Consider the following 17,817-nt stretch of genomic DNA (forward strand, 5'->3'; position numbering starts at 1 on the left):
AATATAATAAATGTAAGGGGTGGCATTATGTTTAGAAAAATGAGAAGAATTGACAAGGCCATGGATGAAGGAACAGCTTTGGAATTGCTGAAAAGGTGCGAGTATGGAGTTGTATCCACTGTAGGAAGCGATGGATATCCTTATGGAGTACCGGTAAACTATGCCTATAAAGATAATGTTATATATTTTCATTGTGCAACAGAGGGGCACAAGCTGGACAATATTATGGAAAACCCCAAGGCTTCATTTTGCATTGTAGGAAATACGGAACTCATACCCAGTAAGTTCAGCACCAAGTACGAGAGTGTTATAGCGTTTGGAAAAGCAAGTATAGTGGAAGATGACAATGAGAAGAGAGAAGCATTGAGGGAAATAATTAAAAAGTACTCACCTGATTATATAGAAAGTGGAGAAAAGTACATAGCAAATGATTCCAAAAAGGCAAATATAGTTAAAATAGAAATTGAGCATATGACAGGCAAGAAAGCAAAAGAGTAATGGATTGGCCATTACTCTTTTTTAGTTACATAATATTCTCAACAAATTTCCTTCCAAATTCTTTGCATCTGTTTAATGCCTCTTCACCAGGATGCCAAATTTCTTTCAGCGGCTGACTGACAATTTCGAATCCCGCTTTTGAAAGCTCTTCATTGATAATTTTTGGCGATTCTCCGCTCCAACCATAAGTGCCGAATGCAGCTCCCTTTTTATTCTTGAAAGACAAACCTCTTATCATTTCCAATATTCCCATTGTTGCAAAAGATATGGCTTTATTTATGGTGGGGCATCCTACAAGTATGGCTTTTGATTTGAATACTTCTACAATCAAGTCATTTTTGTCTGTATCAGCTACATTGAGCAGTTTTATTGTTACATCCCCATCTGCTTCTCTTATGCCTTTGCAAATATATTCAGCCATTCTTCTAGTACCGTTCCACATGGTGTCATATATTATGGTTATCTGGTTTTCTTGATAATCATTAGCCCATTCCAAATATTTACGAATTATCTGTTCAGGATTTTCTCTCCAAATGACACCATGGCTGGGGCAAATCATATCCAAAGGAAGATGGAAACTCAAAACCTCTTCAATCTTATCGGATATAAGATAGCTAAAGGGTGTTAATATGTTGGCGTAATATTTCATAGATTCATAATACAGTTCTGCCTGATCAACTGAATCGTTGAACATGGGGTCTGCAGCAAGATGATGACCGAAGGCATCATTGCTGAAAAGTATGTTTTCTCCCGACATGTAGGTGAACATGGTATCCGGCCAATGGAGCATCCTTGCCTCTATAAATGTCAATTTGCTTTCTCCAATGTCCAGCACATCGCCGGTTTTGACAGTTACAAAGTTCCAATCCTGATGATAATGTCCCTTCAGAGATTTTACAGCATTTGCAGTACAGTAAATTGGTGTATCAGGTATATGTTTCATAAGCTCTGATAAGGCGCCGCTGTGGTCTATTTCACCGTGATTCATTACTATATAGTCTATATCTTTCAAATTGATTTCTTTTCTCAGTTCATCTACAAACTCTTTTGCAAAGGGAAGCCATACTGTGTCGATAAGCACATTTTTCTTATCCCTAATCAGATAGGCGTTATATGATGAACCTCTGTGGGTAGAATATTCATCACCATGGAATCTGCGAAGTCCCCAATCTATTTTTCCTACCCAGATTACTTTATCTGTTACTTTGAATGCCATTTTATCACTCCTTATTTTTTTAAGGTTTATGTAGATTATGATAAATATCGTCATATGTAATAATTATTTTCAATAACACAGAATATTATTTAAGAATAACTAATTTTTGTGATAATTGTTACAACACAAATATTGATTTAAGGTTAAAATATAACTAAGCAAAGGATATGAAGGAGGGCTTTATAATATGGGAAAGTTCAATGTAAACGATAGGGTGGGAGATATAGTAGCAATGTATTCTGCAGCAGCCGATATATTTATGGATTATAATATTGATTTTTGCTGTGGAGGCAACAAACCGTTAAATATTGCAGCCCAAGAGAGCAATGTTGAAGCAGAAAAGATTTTGAATGAAATTAACAGTAGATATGAAGACTTTGCACAACAAAAGCAGGAATATGAAGATTATGCTAAATATTCTTCCATAGGCCTTATGGACCATATTGTCAATACCCACCATAAATTTTTATGGGAAGAGATGCCTACATTGTCTAAACTTACCCAAAGAATTCTTGCTGCCCATGGAGATAGGCATCCGGAATTAAGTAAAGTCAAGAATCTTTATGAAGATTTAAGGAATGAATTGGAGGATCATCTTAAAAAAGAAGAAGATGTAATATTCCCCTTGATTAAGGCATTCGAAGAGGAAAAAGAAGAAAGGGAAAAGGACGATGTGCTGGAATGTATAAGAAGCCTTCGAGGTGAGCATGAAGCAGCAGGTAATATATTGAAGGAGTTAAAAAAGACAACTCATGATTATGTTGTGCCTGATGATGCATGCAGAACTTTTGATTTGACATATACAAAGCTTCAGGAAATGGAGAGAGATATTTTCCTTCATATACATCTTGAAAATAATATTTTATTTAAGAGATATGAGGGATAATAACTTTAAGAAAGATTTAGGAGGTGTGAAAATGGCTATTAACAAAGACATGACCATTGGTGAAATAATAAGACAATATCCCGAGTGCATTGAGATACTCATGAGTTTTGGCATGGGTTGTGTGGGCTGCCCGGCATCTCAGGCAGAGACTCTGGAAGAGGCTGCAGCAGTTCATGGTTTTGATGTGGATGTATTGATTAAAAGGTTAAAAGAAGCTGTTAATGAATAAATTCGGGGGTAAAGGGTGGTTATTATGCTCTTTACCCTGAATTATATATGGGTGGAGGTTGATGCATTGAACAGTATAGATATAATGAAAATGGAACATCAGAATATTCTCAGGATGCTGGAAGTAGTTAGAAGGTATTGTCTTAGAGTATTGAAACATGAGCCGGTGGATTATAAAGATTTTTATAAGATAATAGATTTTGTGAGGAACTATGCTGATAAACATCATCATGGCAAAGAAGAAACGCTGCTGTTTAACAGGATGATGGATGAGCTTGGTTCTCTTGCGGATAAACTTGTAAGGCATGGAATGTTGGTAGAGCATGATCTAGGAAGGCTGTATATGAGTGAATTGGAAGAAGCATTGAAAAAACTGGAAAGTGGAGATGAAGATGCGAAACTTGACATCATTGCCAGTGCCATGGGATATGTGAATCTATTAAAGAGACATATCGATAAGGAAGATAATGTAATATATAAGTTTGCCGAAAACAATTTGAAGAAAGATACGCTGAAGTTGATTGATGATGAAAGTGCCAACTTTGAAAAGAAGGCGGAAGGTGCAGAAGTACAATATAAATATCTTGTCATGTTGTCAGAATTGGAAGCTAAGGTAAATAAATAGGAACCCATTTTTCATGGATTCCTATTTATTTTCATATATAAGCTTTACATCAGAGCCTTCTAACACATATACTTTGTCAATATCTTCACTTATCATGTTTTTTATATTTTCGCCGGTTTTAAATTTAACACAAACACCGCAGCTTGAGCTTAGTTTTCTAGGTACTGGCATTGTTTCTGAGGATATGTTCCTGCTTGATAAAAACTTACTGTATTTTATGGCTCCAATGTGTGAAAAGAAAGTTGCGATATAATCCATAGCCATTTATTTTTTTAGGTTTAAAATGTAGTCGCTACCCTTTTGAATAACTTCTACATTGTAACCTGAATTTTTGGCAAAGCGGGTCACATTTTCTCTTGCTGTCATATTATCTACAAGAACTTCTAATGCTTCAGGATTGCCCTGAAGAGCTTTTTTTGTTATAAGTGCAGGCTCAGGGCAGGATCTTCCTCTTGCATCTATGGAATTAAGCTTCAATTTCAACATCCTCCTTTATTTTGATATCCGCAGATTTTTCTGTATTGAAGTAAGCAATGGCTAACACTACAATAAAGCCAATTATTACAGCTATTTGTCCTCTGGTGGTTGGTCCATTAGCTGATGAAGCCAGTTTAAAATTATGGGCAAAGGCTGCTCCAAAGGTTAAGCCTAATACTGTAATAACAGAATCAATATTTCCCTCAGAGGCTAATATTAATTGTCTTAAAGGACATCCTCCCAGTAATACTGATCCGAAACCGGCGAGAGCCATACCAAGGAAGTTCCATAAACCATCGGTATGAGCAACAGGCTGACCTGTAAATCCGGCCTTAAACTGACCAAGAAGGATGTTTCCAATTAAAGCTGTTGCGATTATTGCTATGAAGCCGGAGATCAAATGCCAGTCCTTGAATAGTATTAAGTCCCTTATGCCTCCAACGGTGCAAAGTCTTGTTTTTTGAGCCAATGCTCCGACAATAAGTCCTGCAGCCAATGATATGAGCACAGGCGCATGTAAAGAACCGGGTCCTTCCTGGCTGAAGATTAGAAGCGATGGGGTAGCTAAAAATACTACAAGAAGAGCAATTATGACAATTGGGAAAAGATAGCCTTCAAACTTAGGAAGGTTGTATGTTCTTTTCAGGCTAAAGCCTTTGTTAAGGAATATGATACCTAGGTATATTCCTACAGCAAAACCTACGAGGCCTATTATTGCATTTAAGTCTCCACCTGCGATTCTTAACATCATTCTAAGTGGGCATCCTAGGAACATTAAAGCACCTATCATTACTGTGAAGCCTAGAATAAATCTTGAGAAAGGAGCAGATCCGCCACGAGCATAAAACTCTTTTCCTGCAATTGACATAAGGAAAGCTCCTAAGACAAGGCCAATTATTTCAGGACGAGCATATTGAACCACTCCTGCACTATGAAGACCTAATGCTCCAGCTGTATCCCTTATGAAGCAAGCTATACAAAAACCCATATTGCCGGGGTTACCTAGTTTTGTAAGCAGGACAGCTATAATGCCGACTATAATTCCGGTCAGAATGATTCCTCTTTTTTCTTTCATTTTCCATACCTCCCTATATTTACTACGCAAGTTAAGTATAATATAATTATCAATGTTTTAGCATTTGATTTATCTATAGAGAAATATAACTCAATAGAAACTATCTATAATTTATTTATGGCTTAGGATTCTTTTTTGTAGTACTATTAAATCATTGGAGGGATTATTGTGGAGCGAGTGTATTTGGATAATGGAGCTACATCCTATCCTAAAGCGCCGGGTGTAGCTAAAGCAATGATAGATTATATAGAGAATATAGGAACTAATATCAACAGAGGAGGATATAAAAGCGCTTACTCTGCTGCAGAAGTGGTTTTAGATACCAGGGAAAGATTGGCAAGGTTGTTTAACTTTTCTAGCAGCAATAATGTTATATTTACCCCAAACATCACATATAGTTTGAATTTCATAATTAAAGGCCTGTTAAAGCCGGGAGACCATTGCATTGTTACATCCATGGAGCATAACGCTGTTATGAGACCTTTGATGCAAATGCATAAAAAAGGTGTAGAATTCACAAGAGTAAAATGCGATATAGAAGGAAAACTAGATCCTAAGGATATAGAAAAGCATATAAAGAATAACACAAAAGCTGTCATTATAACTCATGCTTCCAATGTTTGCGGAACTATAATGCCTGCATATGAAGTGGGTAAGATATGCGAGGAGCATAATGTCAAGTTTATCGTGGATTGTGCTCAAACAGCAGGAGCTATTGATATAGACATGAAAAAAATGAATATTGATGGCCTTGCATTTACAGGACACAAAGGTTTACTGGGGCCACAGGGAGTCGGAGGCTTCATAATTACTGATGAAATGGCGGAAATGATGGAACCTTTGGTTTCAGGAGGTACCGGAAGCATGTCGGATTCCGAGGAGATTCCGTCTTTTATGCCGGATAAATTTGAATGCGGTACAATAAATATTCCGGGTATTTTTGGCTTGAATGAAGCATTAAAATATATCGAAAAAGAAAAAATAGAGAATATAAGAAGAAAGGAAATGGAATTGACCAGATCTTTCATAGAGGGTGTGAAAGCTTTGAAAAATGTGAGACTGGTTGGATTAGAAGGAACTGAAGGAAGAACCGCAGTGGTATCATTAGATTGCAGGGATAGGGATAATGCAGAGATATCATATTTACTGGATAAGGATTTTGGTATTGCCACCAGATGCGGATTGCATTGTGCACCTTCAGCCCATAAGACTCTTGAAACTTTCCCTCAGGGAACAGTTAGATTTTCTTTTAGTCACTTCAATACTGAGAAGGAAATACATTATGCTATAGAGGCATTGGAGAAAATATTGAAATATGAAGTATAAAGAAGTAATAGAAGCACAATTCATAAAAAGGCCAAACAGATTTCTTGCTCATGTTTTGGTAGATGGGAAAGAGGAAATTGTTCATGTTAGAAACACCGGAAGATGTCGAGAGATTCTTATTGAAGGAACAAAGGTAATACTTGAGAAATCCAAAAATCCAAACAGAAAGACTGCATACTCCTTAATAGCAGCTTACAAGGGCAATACCCTTATCAATATTGATTCGCAGATACCCAATGCGGTTGTATTTGAAGGAATAAAAAATAACAAAATATCTGAAATATTAAATGTGGAGAACATAAAAAGAGAAGTAACCTATGGAGACTCTCGATTTGACATATATTTTGAAAGAGAAGATTCCAAAGGTTTTATAGAAGTTAAAGGCGTGACTTTGGAAGAAAATGGGTTGGCCATGTTTCCTGATGCGCCTACAGAAAGAGGCAGGAAGCATATGGAGGAAATGGCTGATGCAGTAGCCAATGGTTATGAAGGATACATCATTTTTTTGATACAAATGAAAGGGGTTAAAGCCTTCTCACCAAATTTTGCTATGGACCCAGAGTTCTCAGAAGAATTGAGAAAATCTGCATCCTTGGGTGTAAAAGTTATGGCTTATGACGCTGTTGTGAAGAAAGATGAGATAATCATATCTGATCCGATTACAGTAATAGGGTTGTAAAAGAAAAAATTCCAGCATAACATGGGTTTTAGAGAAAGATAATATTACTGAAAAAATTAATGGAGGTAGATATGATGCAAGGCAGAGTAAACAATACTCACAACCCCATTCCAGGAGTGAAATGTGTGGTTAACACTTGTGTATATCATGATCAACATGATCATTGCAATGCTCAGGCTATAGAAATACAGCCAAGGAATGCTAAAAACACACAAGATACAGACTGTGCAACATTTACTCCCAATAATATGTAATAGATAAATTAGATAGTTAAGGCTTCCTTTATTGTTAAAATGCTTCCAAAGGAAGCCTTTCTTAATTCGTTATTTGTCAAATTCCATCTGGACTTCAGCATCGCATCCAGGGCAGGCTCCCATTATTTTGCCGTTTACATCGAAAAACTCCATATCTTCACCGCATCGGAAGCATTTCAGGCCAAGTTTTTTGTTATCCAGATATTTTCCTAGGAATTTAACATTAGAACCTCTGGTTATCATTTTTGAATAGGCTTTGCTTTCATTTCTGTTTTTCATCAGCTCATTTTTTGTGGTTATGAAGTTTATATTCTCAAGTTGAAGGGTTTTACGAGCATTTTCAAGGTTATGGATTTCCTCTGTTATTTCCATAATTCTTTCCTGGTTAGCGGCAATCTTTGCATTTAATTCCTCAATTACATCTACTTCTTCAGCATAATTAAAGTATAATCTATAGGCCGTTATATAATTTTCCTGATGGTTGAATTCAGCTTCACAGAATCTGCAATGATCTAAAAATGGTATGTCGTCTTCATCCACATAGGAGTTCCCCAGCTCATTGCAATAAGGACACTGAATGATGTATAATGTGGACACATAGTCCCTTTTCTCCAGTTCATTAAACAGTCGTTCATATTCATTTATAGTAAGATCAAGGTCCTTAATCACGTACGGATAAAGTACATCATTTTCAGAGTAATGTTCTAATATTTTGATGAACTTTTCGGATTTCTTTTCATCAATAATATTCTGTTTTTTCAAAAATTCGATCAGATTCATAAGCACATCCTCCAATACATATGTTATACAAAGTATAGCATGAGAAAAAAGTTAATACAATCATATGTTTCATGTATTATGGATTAATTAGTATATTTCCCCAATAATTTAAATATTATCATTATCGATTCTTTATTGACATTGATGTGAAAGTAAATTAAAATAATATAAAATAATAAATATTCTGAAAAGTGAATAAAGTATATTGTACAACGGCGTACAATATAAAGCGATGAAGCTTCCTTAGAGAGACCTTGTCTTGTCATGGAAGCTTTTATTTATAATGAGGAGAGGATTAACATTGGGGTAGAGCATATAAATAGGGTGATACAGGAATATGTGCCAGGGAAACAGATAACACTTGCCCATATTATTGCCAGCCCACAGCATGCTGTTTACAGGAAGCTGGGAATCAGTGAGGATAAACAAACAGCTTTGGGCATTCTTACCATTACCCCCAGCGAAGCAGCCATAATAGCTGCTGACATAGCTACTAAGGCTGCAGATGTAGAAATCGGATTTTTGGATAGATTCAGCGGATCTCTGGTTATAAGCGGCAGTGTTGCAGATGTGGAAGCTGCCATGAATAGCATAATCGAGGTGTTTCAGGGAGTTCTATCCTTCAGTACAGCTAATATAACAAAATCCTAGGAGATAGAAATGAAAAAGATAATTCTTATAGGTAGGAGCGGTTCAGGTAAGACTACTCTCACCAGAAAGCTATTGAACATGTCATCAGATTACAAAAAGACCCAGTCCATAGAGTATTGCAACAACATAATAGATACTCCTGGTGAGTATCTTGAGAATAAAAGATATTATAAAGCTTTGCTGGTTACATCATTAGACGCAGATGCCATATTATTGATTAAAGATGTCAATGATGCAGAGTGCTATTTTCCTCCAGGATTTGCGTATATGTTCAATAAACCTGCCATAGGAGTCGTAACTAAAACTGATACGGGTATAGAGAATATAGAATCAGCAATCAGGTGCCTACAAAATGCAGGAGCAGAAAAAATATACAAGATAAGTTCATATACAGGAGAAGGACTGGATGATTTAAGAAATTTTCTGGAATATTTGTGATGCGTTATATATATAAATTTCAGAAAAAGGACAAAAAGAAGAAATACATAATGGTTGTTTTGCAATGGTGCAAGTTAAACCAGTATGTGAAGGGGGTAGCATGATGAAAAGAATAGTAATAGCCGATGATGAGCCTATTACTAGGATGGACTTATGTGAGATGTTGCAGGATCATGGTTATGCAATTGTAGGCGAAGCCTCTGATGGTTTTGATGCAGTTGAAATGTGCAGAAAAAGCAATCCCGATTTAGTTTTGATGGATGTTAAGATGCCTTTTCTGGATGGACTGAAGGCAGCCAAGGTGATATCAAATGAAAATCTTGCCCTCTCTGTGGTATTGCTATCAGCTTACAGCGGCAATGAATTCATAGAACAGGCCAAGGAGGCAGGGGTTATGGGTTACTTGGTCAAACCTGTGGATGAAAAGACTCTCATTACCTCCATAGAGATAGCAATATCAAAAGGAGAAGAACTAAAAAGGATAAAACAGGATTATATCAAAATGAAAGAAAATCTGGAAAATAGAAAAGTCATAGAAATTGCTAAAGGATTGATGATGAAAAAATATGGTTTTAATGAAGACGAGGCATACAGACATATAAGAAAGCTAAGTATGGATAAGCGTTGTCCGATGAAAAAGATTGCAGAGACAATACTTATCAATGAAAAGGAAGCCTTGTAAATGATGGACAAAGAGAAGTTAAGGGAGTTATGCCTAGTACATACAGATCTAAAAGACGATGACATAGAAAAGCTTGAAAGAATAGCAGATATACTTCCTATTATTGCTGATCTTGTAAAAGCCGATGTCTTCATAGATTGCCTTACAAGGGACCCAAATGAGGCCATAGTAGTGGCAGAAGCCAAGCCTTCCATGTACCCATCCATGTATAAGTATACTGTTGTTGGAGAATTGGCTTTGAGGGAGAATGAACCTGCGGCCTTGAGAACCCTTGAGACGGGTATGATTACAAGGGATCTAAAGGCCATAACCCAGGAAAATGCTACGGTTAAGCAAAATGTGGTTCCTATAAAGAATGATGAAGGAAAAACCATAGCAGTTCTCATCATGGAGCAAGATATTACCGAAGACCTGAACCACGACAGGCATATGGAAATATTGTCCGAAACAGCGCAACAGCTTGCTGAGACGCTGCTTTCCTTTAAGGAGGCAGATGTTGAAAACAGCATAACAAAACATCTAAATGATGCCATAGTCATATTTGATGAAAATGGTTTTGCTACATATGCAAATCCTGTAGCAATTGAACTGTATAAGAAGCTTGGATATAAAGATAACATAATAGGAATGCATTTTAACAATCTTGTTTTGGATGGCAGTACCTATGAGTCTGTCATATGTGACAGAAGTTGCAATATATTTGACATAAATGTAGGGAAATTAGCTTTGCAGGTGAAGTATGCAGTTATAACCAGCAAAGACAAGATTAAGGGGCTTACAATGCTTATAAAGGATATTACGGAAGTAAAAGAGAAGGAAAAGGAATTGATTCTAAAATCCTTTGCCATAAGAGAAATACATCACAGGGTAAAAAACAATCTGCAGACCATTGCCAGCATTTTGAGACTTCAGTCAAGGCGAATAGACAATGAGCAGGTAAAGAAGTATTTCAGTGAAAGCATAAACAGAATTTTAAGCATTGCCGTTACTCATGAGATACTTGCTCAAAATGGGGTTGATGATGTTGATATAAAGACCATTTTGGAAAGGCTGAAGGAATATATTTTAAGCTACGGCATGGTACCCAATAAAGATATAAGCCTTGAGATAAAAGGTGATACCATAATAATAGACTCAGATAAGGCTACTTCAATTGCTTTGGTGGTAAATGAGCTTTTGCAGAACTCATTGCAATATGCATTTATAGGAAGAGATAAAGGGGAAATTAGGGTTAATATTCAAAAAGGCATAATGTATTCAAATATTTCCATTGTCGATGATGGAGTGGGTTTCAATGTTGATTCGAATAAGCCAGGGAGCCTTGGACTTAACATAGTAAAAAACATTGTGAGAGATAAGTTGAATGGAACCTTAAGTATCGAATCTTCATCGCTTGGTACAAGGGTAGAATTTGATTTCAAAAATGAATAGGAGTACAATGAAGTACTCTGGGAGAGGCAAAGAAGCCAAAGGGATATGTGCATTTATATATCCTTTTGGCTTCTTTGTTTCAAAGGGGGAAATAAGTTGAGGGAATCTATATTGAGTGTAGGTATCGACATAGGTACATCAACAACACAATTGGTTTTCAGCAGTATACTGATTGAGAATATAGCTTCACAGTTTTCTGTGCCCAGAATTGAAGTGAAAGAAAAAAGGGTCATCTACAGAAGCCCTATCTACTTCACTCCGCTCATTGATCAGGAGACCATAGACGGTCAGAAAATAAGGGAGATAATAGAGGCTGAGTACAAAAAGGCGGGATTTTCTCCCGAGGAAGTTTCTACAGGAGCAGTAATAATTACTGGTGAAACTGCCAGAAAGGAAAATGCTTCACTGGTGCTTGAAAGCCTGTCTGGATTGGCAGGAGAATTTGTGGTTGCTACAGCAGGACCGGATCTGGAGTCCATAATTGCCGGGAAGGGAGCAGGTACAGAGCGTTTCTCCAGAGATGAAGAATGTACAGCCGTCAATTTGGATATAGGCGGAGGTACTACCAATATAGCTGTTTTCAAGAATGGTCAGGTGATTGATACCGCCTGCCTGGACATAGGAGGCAGGTTGATTAGATTGGCTAAGGATAATTCCGGGATAGAGTATATAGCACCAAAGGTTAAGAGATTGACTGAAAGAATGAGCATAGATATTCGGAAAGGTGAAAGGCTGACCGTGGGAAAAGCTGAAATCATATGCAAGGAGATGACCAAAGCTCTGGAAGAAGTGTTGGGGCTAAGACCTAAATCTGAGCTGCTGGAAATGATGCTGACAGGCAAGGACTTAAAGCGAAACTATAGCATTGATTATGTTACCTTTTCCGGCGGAGTGGCTGATTTCATATATAACTCTACTGACAACAATGTTTTCAGATTCAATGATATCGGCATACTTCTCGGGAAGGCCATTAGCCAATCAGATATAACAAGAAGATTAAAAATGAAGAAGCTCAATGAAACCATAAGAGCCACAGTGGTAGGAGCCGGAGCCCACACAGTGGAGATAAGCGGTAGCACAATAACCTATACAAAAAATTGCTTCCCGTTAAAGAACATACCAATACTTAAAGTTCACAATGAACCAGAAGATATAGAAAGTCTTGCAGAGAACATAAGAAGCATCATTGAACTATACAATTTGCAATCCGGCGGACAGCAAATGGCATTGGCCTTAAAGGGGGTGAAGAATCCGAAATACTCACAGCTTGTAGCAATTGCAGAAAGTATAGTCCGGGGCATAGGAGAATATCTAAAAACTCAAGAGTATCTGATAGTGGTGGTGGAGAATGACATTGCAAAAGCATTGGGACAGACATTGTATCAGATGCTCCATAGGGAAAAAGATGTTGTTTCCATCGATGGAATCAGTGTGGGAAACGGAGATTACATCGATATAGGAAAGCCTTTAGGAGATGGAAGAGTAGTGCCTGTAGTTATTAAAACCCTTATTTTTAATTTTTAGCAAAGAGGTGATTAGATGAGACTAAAAACAAAGCTCTTCGGACATGTTTATCAGTTCAAAGATGTAAAGGAAGTATTGGGAAAAGCCAATGAAGAAAGATCAGGAGACAGATTGGCAGGTGTATGTGCTGAAAGCATGGCTGAAAGAATTGCAGCAAAAGAAGTTCTGAGCAATCTAACACTGGCAGATTTAAGAAACAATCCTGTTGTTCCATATGAAGAAGATGAGGTGACAAGGGTAATTCAGGATTCGGTCAATGAGAGGATATACAATGAGATCAAGAATTGGTCTGTATCCGAGTTAAGAGAATGGATACTCTCAAATGAAACTACTTCCGAGGATATAAGAAGGATAAGTAGAGGCTTGACCAGTGAAATGGTGGCTGCCGTAGCCAAAATAATGAGCAATCTTGACCTGATATATGGTGCCAGCAAAATAAGGGTGACAGCCCACTGCAATACATCTATAGGATTGCCTGGAACATTGTCCTTCAGACTTCAGCCAAATCATCCAACAGATAATCTGAAAGGCATAGAGTTATCTGTATATGAAGGATTAAGTTATGGTGTGGGAGATGCGGTAATAGGTCTGAACCCTGTGGAAGATACTGTGGACAATGTAATTTCAGTGCTCAATCTTTTTGCAGAAATAAAAGAAAAATGGGGGATACCTACCCAATGTTGTGTATTAGCCCATGTAACGACACAAATGGAAGCAGTGAGAAGAGGAGCTCCAAGTGATTTGTTCTTCCAGAGCATAGCCGGATCTCAAAAAGGTAATGAAGCCTTTGGCATATCTGTGGAACTTCTTGATGAAGCCTATGAAATGATAACCAAGTATGGCACGGCTACCGGTCCCAATGTTATGTATTTTGAAACAGGTCAAGGTTCCGAACTTTCATCGGATGCACATCACGGAGCCGATCAGGTAACCATGGAAGCCAGATGCTATGGTTTGGCAAGAAGATATAATCCATTTATGTTGAACACCGTTGTGGGATTTATTGGTCCGGAATATCTATACAACAGCAAGGAAGTCATAAGAGCTGGTCTTGAGGATCATTTCATGGGTAAGTTGACAGGAATTTCTATGGGAGTTGATGCTTGCTACACGAATCACATGAAGGCTGACCAGAATGATATAGAAAACCTGGCTGTTTTGTTAACTACTGCAGGCTGCAACTACTTCATGGGAATACCTCACGGAGATGATGTGATGCTCAACTACCAATGTACTGGATATCATGATGCCGCTTCATTGAGGCAACTGCTTAAGTTAAGACCCTCTAAAGAATTTGAAGCATGGATGGAATCCATGGGCTTATGGGAGGATGGAAAGCTGACATCCAGAGCCGGTGACGCATCAATCTTTTTAAAATAGAGAGAGGGGTGAAGTGAATGATATCAGAAATGGAATTGAAGAAGATAATAGAACAGGTTATTTCAGAGATGGGAGTTTCGGCAAGCAAAACGGAATTAAAAAGCGATGCGGATAACTGTTGCACTGTAGAAGGTTCTTCAAAGGATGTAGATGAGGATATTCAGGATATAACAACCATAGATTTGAAGAAACAGATACTTGTAACACAACCTGAAAATCTTCAAGGTTTACTAAAAATGAAGGAAAACACACCTGCCAGAATAGGAGTATGGAGAGCCGGTCCCAGATATAAGACAGAAACCATGCTGAGATTCAGAGCGGATCATGCTGCCGCCCAAGACGCTGTATTTACCGATGTTTCAGAAGAAATCATCAAGAAGATGAATCTATTCTCTGTAAAAACTAAATGCACAGATAAGGATCAATATCTAACACGCCCGGATTTAGGAAGAATACTTGATGATGAAGCGGTAGAAATATTGAAGACAAAATGTATTAAGTCTCCAAAGGTTCAGATATATGTTTCTGACGGATTAAGCTCCACTGCAATAGAAGCAAACGCACCGGAAATATTGCCTGTAATAATACAAGGATTGAAGAGTTCCGGAGTTACAGTGGGTACACCTTTCTTCCTGAAATATGGAAGAGTGCCGGCTATGGATCACGTTTCAGAAGTTCTGGAGGCAGAAGTAACATGTGTTTTGATAGGAGAGAGACCGGGTCTTGTTACTGCTGAAAGCATGAGTGCCTATATAGCATATAAAGCCAAAGTTGGTATGCCTGAGGCAAAGAGAAATGTGGTTTCCAATATCCATAAAGGTGGCACTCCGGCAGTAGAGGCTGGAGCTCATATAGTTGATCTCATAAAACTGATGCTGGAGAAGAAAGCCAGTGGGCTGGATTTGAAGGCGTAATTGGTTTCATGTATTAAGTAGGAGGGATGATAAATGAAAAATGATCCTATTAGAGCGACGGTTCTCAGTGTGAAAATCATACCCAATGTGGATCCTGATATGGCAGCTCAGTTGAATTTGAAACCCCATCAGCGCAGTATAGGAATACTCACTACAGACATTGATGATGTGTCATATACTGCATTGGACGAGGCAACAAAAAAGGCAGATGTTGAGGTAGTATATGCCAGGTCCATGTATGCCGGTTCTGCCAATGCCAGCACAAAGTTGGCAGGAGAATTCATAGGTATTATAGCCGGTCCAAACCCTGCGGAAGTGAGAAGTGGATTAAATGCAGCCATTGATTTTATAGAAAACGATGCATGTTTCTATAGTGCCAATGATGACAATACAATACCATATTATGCCCACTGCATATCCAGAACAGGTTCCTATCTATCCAAAGTAGCAGGCGTGGAGGAGGGAGCATCTTTAGCATATCTTATAGCACCTCCCTTGGAAGCCATGTATGCCCTGGATGCAGCATTGAAAGCAGCAGATGTAAAATTGGCAGCTTTCTATGGCCCGCCATCAGAGACCAACTTTGGCGGTGGATTGTTGACGGGCAGCCAGTCAGCCTGCAAAGCAGCTTGTGAAGCTTTTGCAGCAGCGGTGCAGTATGTAGCGGATAACCCCACCAAGTACTAATAATGTGATGTGCTATGACAAGGTATAATGATCAAACTGCTCTTGGCATGCTAGAAACATACGGATACATAGCTCATATAGAAGCTGTAGATCAATGTTTAAAAGCTGCTAATGTCAGATTAGTAAGATCTGAAAAAGTCAAAGGGGGATATATGCATGTAATGATCGTAGGAGATGTGGGAGCTGTAAAGGCAGCATTGAGTGCCGCAGAAGCAGCAGTGGAAAGGCTTGGCTTAAAGGTAGTTACCCATGTGATTCCAAGACCTTCAGAAGATGTTCGGAAACTCATGTTCCCCCATGATGGAAAAAGCGATTCCATGGATGTACCTGTAGAAAGCAAGCAGGAAATAGATGAGCTTCAAAGCAAAAAAGATGGTCAAGGGAAGAAAAAAAATAAAAAACAAGTTACTCAAAGAGACCAAAAGAAAGTAGATGCATCAACTCTTAATCTTGATGCTGAGCAATTATCCAAGATGAATGTAGCTAAGTTGAGAGCCATTGCAAGATCGTTGAAAAATATATCATTGGACAAAAATCAAATTAATTTTGGAAAGAAGCAACAACTCATAGAAGCAATACTTGATGCTTTGAAAAGGGGGGAGATAGCGGATGAAGATAGTTGATTCTGACTTGATGTCAATTCAGGAAGTTAGAATGTTGGTGCAAAGAGCCAAAGAAGCCCAGAAGGAGTTTTCAACCTTCAGTCAGGCTGAAATTGATGAAATAGTCAGATGCATGGCAGAAATAGCTTATTCCAATGCAGAATATCTTGCAGATCTTGCAGTAAATGAAACTGGATTTGGCAAATACGAGGATAAAGTTATAAAAAATAAATTTGCAAGCAAGAGACTATATGAGAGCATTAAAGCCATGAAAACTATAGGAATAATAAATGAGGATAAGGAGAAGAAGATTATAGAAATCGGTACCCCAGTGGGAGTCATAGCAGGACTGGTACCTTCCACCAATCCAACCTCAACGACCATATATAAGATTTTGATATCTGTAAAGTCGGGAAACGCAATAATCTTGAGTCCACACCCATCTGCAAAGGGATGTATTATGGAAGCAACAAAGATTATGAAGGACGTGGCTGAGAAACTAGGTGCACCGGAAGGAATCATAAGCTGCATGTCTTTTCCCACTGCTGAAGGTACAGCAGAATTAATGAAGTTATCCTCTTTGATACTGGCAACAGGAGGTTCCGCCATGGTAAAGGCGGCATATAGCTCAGGAACTCCTGCACTTGGAGTTGGACCGGGAAACGTGCCTGCATTCATTGAAAGAAGTGCAGATATACCATTGGCGGTAAAGCGGATACTGGACAGCAAGACCTTTGACAATGGAACCATATGTGCCTCAGAACAGGCCATAGTCACAGAAAATTGTATTAAGAAAGAAGTGCAGAAAGAACTGGTAAGGCAAGGTGCCTATTTTGTATATGGCCATGACATGGAAAAGTTGGCACGTCTCGTGGTAAAACCAGATGGTCATCTTAATCCCAAAATTGTAGGTCAGTCGGCAGAAAAAATTGCTGCCATGGCAGGAATCACAGTGCCTCCGGGAACTAGGGTAATAGTATGCGAACAAGCCGGGGTTGGAAAGGATTATCCATTTTCAATAGAAAAGCTATCTCCTATATTGGCATTCTATTCGGAAGAAGATTGGCAAAGAGCCTGCGAGAGATGTATAGAGCTTTTGAAGAATGGTGGATTGGGTCATACCCTGGTAATACATTCACGAGATGAAAATGTAATAAGAGAATTTGCATTGAAAAAACCTGTATCCAGAATGTTGGTCAATACTTCTTCTTCTCAAGGAGCCATTGGAGCCACCACCAATCTGTTCCCTTCCCTCACTCTGGGCTGCGGTGCCATAGGAGGAAGCGCTACATCAGATAATGTGGGCCCAATGAACCTTATAAATATCAGAAGATTGGCCTATGGAGTTTTAGAGGCTGAGGATCTGCATGATAAAAAACAGGAAGTCAAAAAGGAAGATATAGACATTGATAAGATTGTCAAGTTGGTGTTGGAAAGATTAAAACAATAAAATAATATTTAAAG

At 38.3% G+C, this 17,817-nt stretch carries 22 protein-coding genes; 17 read left to right on the plus strand and 5 right to left on the minus strand.

From position 1 onward, the window contains the following. The first annotated feature begins 27 nt into the window (after window positions 1–27). On the plus strand, window positions 28–498 hold the full coding sequence (locus BUB48_RS09640) for a pyridoxamine 5'-phosphate oxidase family protein (protein WP_073026031.1): 471 nt from the start codon (window positions 28–30) through the stop codon (window positions 496–498). Between the two features lie 25 nt (window positions 499–523). On the opposite strand, the gene BUB48_RS09645 is transcribed toward BUB48_RS09640, so the two are convergent. Next, the gene (locus tag BUB48_RS09645; protein WP_073026032.1) at window positions 524–1,714 is read right to left on the minus strand and encodes an anaerobic nitric oxide reductase flavorubredoxin; all 1,191 of its coding nucleotides are present in this window, start codon (window positions 1,712–1,714) and stop codon (window positions 524–526) included. 187 nt (window positions 1,715–1,901) lie between these two features. On the opposite strand from BUB48_RS09645, the gene ric reads away from it, so the two are divergent. The 3 genes from ric (at window position 1,902) to BUB48_RS09660 (ending at window position 3,453) form a co-directional block, all read left to right on the plus strand. After that, the gene (gene ric / locus BUB48_RS09650) at window positions 1,902–2,600 is read left to right on the plus strand and encodes an iron-sulfur cluster repair di-iron protein (protein ID WP_073026033.1); all 699 of its coding nucleotides are present in this window, start codon (window positions 1,902–1,904) and stop codon (window positions 2,598–2,600) included. A 31-nt stretch (window positions 2,601–2,631) separates the two neighbouring features. Continuing rightward, on the plus strand, window positions 2,632–2,829 hold the full coding sequence (locus BUB48_RS09655) for a DUF1858 domain-containing protein (RefSeq protein WP_073026034.1): 198 nt from the start codon (window positions 2,632–2,634) through the stop codon (window positions 2,827–2,829). A 66-nt stretch (window positions 2,830–2,895) separates the two neighbouring features. Continuing rightward, complete coding sequence (locus tag BUB48_RS09660) at window positions 2,896–3,453, plus strand: hemerythrin domain-containing protein (RefSeq protein WP_073026095.1); 558 nt, start codon at window positions 2,896–2,898, stop codon at window positions 3,451–3,453. 21 nt (window positions 3,454–3,474) lie between these two features. Here the strand turns inward: BUB48_RS09660 and BUB48_RS09665 are convergent, their stop codons facing one another. Genes BUB48_RS09665 through yedE form a run of 3 tightly spaced genes read right to left on the minus strand, consistent with a single transcriptional unit; the run spans window position 3,475 to window position 5,005 of the window. Beyond that, the gene (locus BUB48_RS09665; RefSeq protein ID WP_073026096.1) at window positions 3,475–3,711 is read right to left on the minus strand and encodes a DUF3343 domain-containing protein; all 237 of its coding nucleotides are present in this window, start codon (window positions 3,709–3,711) and stop codon (window positions 3,475–3,477) included. A gap of 6 nt (window positions 3,712–3,717) precedes the next feature. Then, window positions 3,718–3,930 carry a sulfurtransferase TusA family protein gene (locus BUB48_RS09670; protein ID WP_139249959.1) on the minus strand — a complete coding sequence of 71 codons (213 nt, stop codon included), beginning with the start codon at window positions 3,928–3,930 and terminating at the stop codon, window positions 3,718–3,720. Beyond that, entirely contained in the window at window positions 3,920–5,005 is a 1,086-nt protein-coding gene (gene yedE / locus BUB48_RS09675) for a YedE family putative selenium transporter (protein ID WP_073026036.1), read from the minus strand. The genes BUB48_RS09670 and yedE overlap by 11 nt, the downstream gene beginning before the upstream one ends. Window positions 5,006–5,173: 168 nt before the next feature. On the opposite strand from yedE, the gene BUB48_RS09680 reads away from it, so the two are divergent. From BUB48_RS09680 to BUB48_RS09690, 3 genes are all read left to right on the plus strand, one after another. Further along, window positions 5,174–6,331 (plus strand): aminotransferase class V-fold PLP-dependent enzyme, encoded by a 1,158-nt coding sequence (locus BUB48_RS09680; protein ID WP_073026037.1) that lies wholly within the window; start codon window positions 5,174–5,176, stop codon window positions 6,329–6,331. Continuing rightward, on the plus strand, window positions 6,321–7,010 hold the full coding sequence (gene sfsA / locus BUB48_RS09685) for a DNA/RNA nuclease SfsA (protein WP_073026038.1): 690 nt from the start codon (window positions 6,321–6,323) through the stop codon (window positions 7,008–7,010). Before BUB48_RS09680 ends, sfsA begins: the two co-directional genes overlap by 11 nt. A gap of 74 nt (window positions 7,011–7,084) precedes the next feature. After that, the gene (locus tag BUB48_RS09690) at window positions 7,085–7,264 is read left to right on the plus strand and encodes a DUF1540 domain-containing protein (protein WP_073026039.1); all 180 of its coding nucleotides are present in this window, start codon (window positions 7,085–7,087) and stop codon (window positions 7,262–7,264) included. Window positions 7,265–7,333: 69 nt separating this feature from the next. On the opposite strand, the gene BUB48_RS09695 is transcribed toward BUB48_RS09690, so the two are convergent. Continuing rightward, a complete protein-coding gene (locus tag BUB48_RS09695) occupies window positions 7,334–8,044 on the minus strand; it encodes a hypothetical protein (RefSeq protein WP_073026040.1) in 711 nt (236 codons plus the stop codon). A 264-nt stretch (window positions 8,045–8,308) separates the two neighbouring features. Here BUB48_RS09695 and BUB48_RS09700 point away from each other — a divergent pair, with 264 nt between their 5' ends. The 10 genes from BUB48_RS09700 to BUB48_RS09745 all read left to right on the plus strand — a co-directional run bounded on the left by BUB48_RS09700 (window position 8,309) and on the right by BUB48_RS09745 (window position 17,803). After that, window positions 8,309–8,695, plus strand: coding sequence for a BMC domain-containing protein (locus BUB48_RS09700; RefSeq protein WP_084524473.1), 387 nt, complete (start codon window positions 8,309–8,311; stop codon window positions 8,693–8,695). Window positions 8,696–8,704: 9 nt separating this feature from the next. Then, the gene (locus BUB48_RS09705; RefSeq protein WP_073026041.1) at window positions 8,705–9,133 is read left to right on the plus strand and encodes a EutP/PduV family microcompartment system protein; all 429 of its coding nucleotides are present in this window, start codon (window positions 8,705–8,707) and stop codon (window positions 9,131–9,133) included. Window positions 9,134–9,233: 100 nt separating this feature from the next. Next, window positions 9,234–9,815 (plus strand): ANTAR domain-containing response regulator, encoded by a 582-nt coding sequence (locus BUB48_RS09710; protein ID WP_073026042.1) that lies wholly within the window; start codon window positions 9,234–9,236, stop codon window positions 9,813–9,815. Continuing rightward, the gene (locus BUB48_RS09715) at window positions 9,816–11,246 is read left to right on the plus strand and encodes a sensor histidine kinase (RefSeq protein WP_242944196.1); all 1,431 of its coding nucleotides are present in this window, start codon (window positions 9,816–9,818) and stop codon (window positions 11,244–11,246) included. A 96-nt stretch (window positions 11,247–11,342) separates the two neighbouring features. Next, window positions 11,343–12,770, plus strand: a complete 1,428-nt coding sequence (gene eutA / locus BUB48_RS09720) for an ethanolamine ammonia-lyase reactivating factor EutA (protein WP_073026043.1) — start codon at window positions 11,343–11,345, stop codon at window positions 12,768–12,770. A 15-nt stretch (window positions 12,771–12,785) separates the two neighbouring features. Then, window positions 12,786–14,150, plus strand: coding sequence for an ethanolamine ammonia-lyase subunit EutB (locus tag BUB48_RS09725; RefSeq protein WP_073026044.1), 1,365 nt, complete (start codon window positions 12,786–12,788; stop codon window positions 14,148–14,150). Between the two features lie 17 nt (window positions 14,151–14,167). Then, window positions 14,168–15,064, plus strand: coding sequence for an ethanolamine ammonia-lyase subunit EutC (gene eutC / locus BUB48_RS09730; RefSeq protein WP_073026045.1), 897 nt, complete (start codon window positions 14,168–14,170; stop codon window positions 15,062–15,064). A gap of 33 nt (window positions 15,065–15,097) precedes the next feature. Further along, entirely contained in the window at window positions 15,098–15,751 is a 654-nt protein-coding gene (gene eutL, locus BUB48_RS09735; protein WP_073026046.1) for an ethanolamine utilization microcompartment protein EutL, read from the plus strand. A gap of 14 nt (window positions 15,752–15,765) precedes the next feature. Continuing rightward, window positions 15,766–16,374: a BMC domain-containing protein gene (locus BUB48_RS18860; protein ID WP_073026047.1), complete on the plus strand. Its 609-nt coding sequence runs from the start codon at window positions 15,766–15,768 to the stop codon at window positions 16,372–16,374. Next, the gene (locus BUB48_RS09745; protein WP_073026048.1) at window positions 16,361–17,803 is read left to right on the plus strand and encodes an acetaldehyde dehydrogenase (acetylating); all 1,443 of its coding nucleotides are present in this window, start codon (window positions 16,361–16,363) and stop codon (window positions 17,801–17,803) included. The genes BUB48_RS18860 and BUB48_RS09745 overlap by 14 nt, the downstream gene beginning before the upstream one ends. Window positions 17,804–17,817: the final 14 nt, after the last annotated feature.

It is taken from the genome of Lutispora thermophila DSM 19022, from assembly GCF_900142105.1.
Lineage (GTDB): Bacteria > Bacillota > Clostridia > Lutisporales > Lutisporaceae > Lutispora > Lutispora thermophila.

Excerpts from the sequence above, each read along its gene's own strand:
- sfsA (WP_073026038.1), top strand. The coding sequence starts at position 6,321 with ATGAAGTATAAAGAAGTAATAGAAGCACAATTCATAAAAAGGCCAAAC.
- BUB48_RS18860 (WP_073026047.1), top strand. The coding sequence starts at position 15,766 with ATGACAAGGTATAATGATCAAACTGCTCTTGGCATGCTAGAAACATAC.
- ric (WP_073026033.1), top strand. The coding sequence starts at position 1,902 with ATGGGAAAGTTCAATGTAAACGATAGGGTGGGAGATATAGTAGCAATG.
- eutL (WP_073026046.1), top strand. The coding sequence starts at position 15,098 with ATGAAAAATGATCCTATTAGAGCGACGGTTCTCAGTGTGAAAATCATA.
- eutC (WP_073026045.1), top strand. The coding sequence starts at position 14,168 with ATGATATCAGAAATGGAATTGAAGAAGATAATAGAACAGGTTATTTCA.
- BUB48_RS09715 (WP_242944196.1), top strand. The coding sequence starts at position 9,816 with ATGATGGACAAAGAGAAGTTAAGGGAGTTATGCCTAGTACATACAGAT.
- BUB48_RS09690 (WP_073026039.1), top strand. The coding sequence starts at position 7,085 with ATGCAAGGCAGAGTAAACAATACTCACAACCCCATTCCAGGAGTGAAA.
- BUB48_RS09700 (WP_084524473.1), top strand. The coding sequence starts at position 8,309 with ATGGAAGCTTTTATTTATAATGAGGAGAGGATTAACATTGGGGTAGAG.
- BUB48_RS09645 (WP_073026032.1), bottom strand. The coding sequence starts at position 1,714 with ATGGCATTCAAAGTAACAGATAAAGTAATCTGGGTAGGAAAAATAGAT.
- BUB48_RS09725 (WP_073026044.1), top strand. The coding sequence starts at position 12,786 with ATGAGACTAAAAACAAAGCTCTTCGGACATGTTTATCAGTTCAAAGAT.
- BUB48_RS09640 (WP_073026031.1), top strand. The coding sequence starts at position 28 with ATGTTTAGAAAAATGAGAAGAATTGACAAGGCCATGGATGAAGGAACA.
- BUB48_RS09705 (WP_073026041.1), top strand. The coding sequence starts at position 8,705 with ATGAAAAAGATAATTCTTATAGGTAGGAGCGGTTCAGGTAAGACTACT.
- BUB48_RS09665 (WP_073026096.1), bottom strand. The coding sequence starts at position 3,711 with ATGGATTATATCGCAACTTTCTTTTCACACATTGGAGCCATAAAATAC.
- yedE (WP_073026036.1), bottom strand. The coding sequence starts at position 5,005 with ATGAAAGAAAAAAGAGGAATCATTCTGACCGGAATTATAGTCGGCATT.
- BUB48_RS09710 (WP_073026042.1), top strand. The coding sequence starts at position 9,234 with ATGATGAAAAGAATAGTAATAGCCGATGATGAGCCTATTACTAGGATG.
- BUB48_RS09745 (WP_073026048.1), top strand. The coding sequence starts at position 16,361 with ATGAAGATAGTTGATTCTGACTTGATGTCAATTCAGGAAGTTAGAATG.
- BUB48_RS09655 (WP_073026034.1), top strand. The coding sequence starts at position 2,632 with ATGGCTATTAACAAAGACATGACCATTGGTGAAATAATAAGACAATAT.
- BUB48_RS09695 (WP_073026040.1), bottom strand. The coding sequence starts at position 8,044 with ATGAATCTGATCGAATTTTTGAAAAAACAGAATATTATTGATGAAAAG.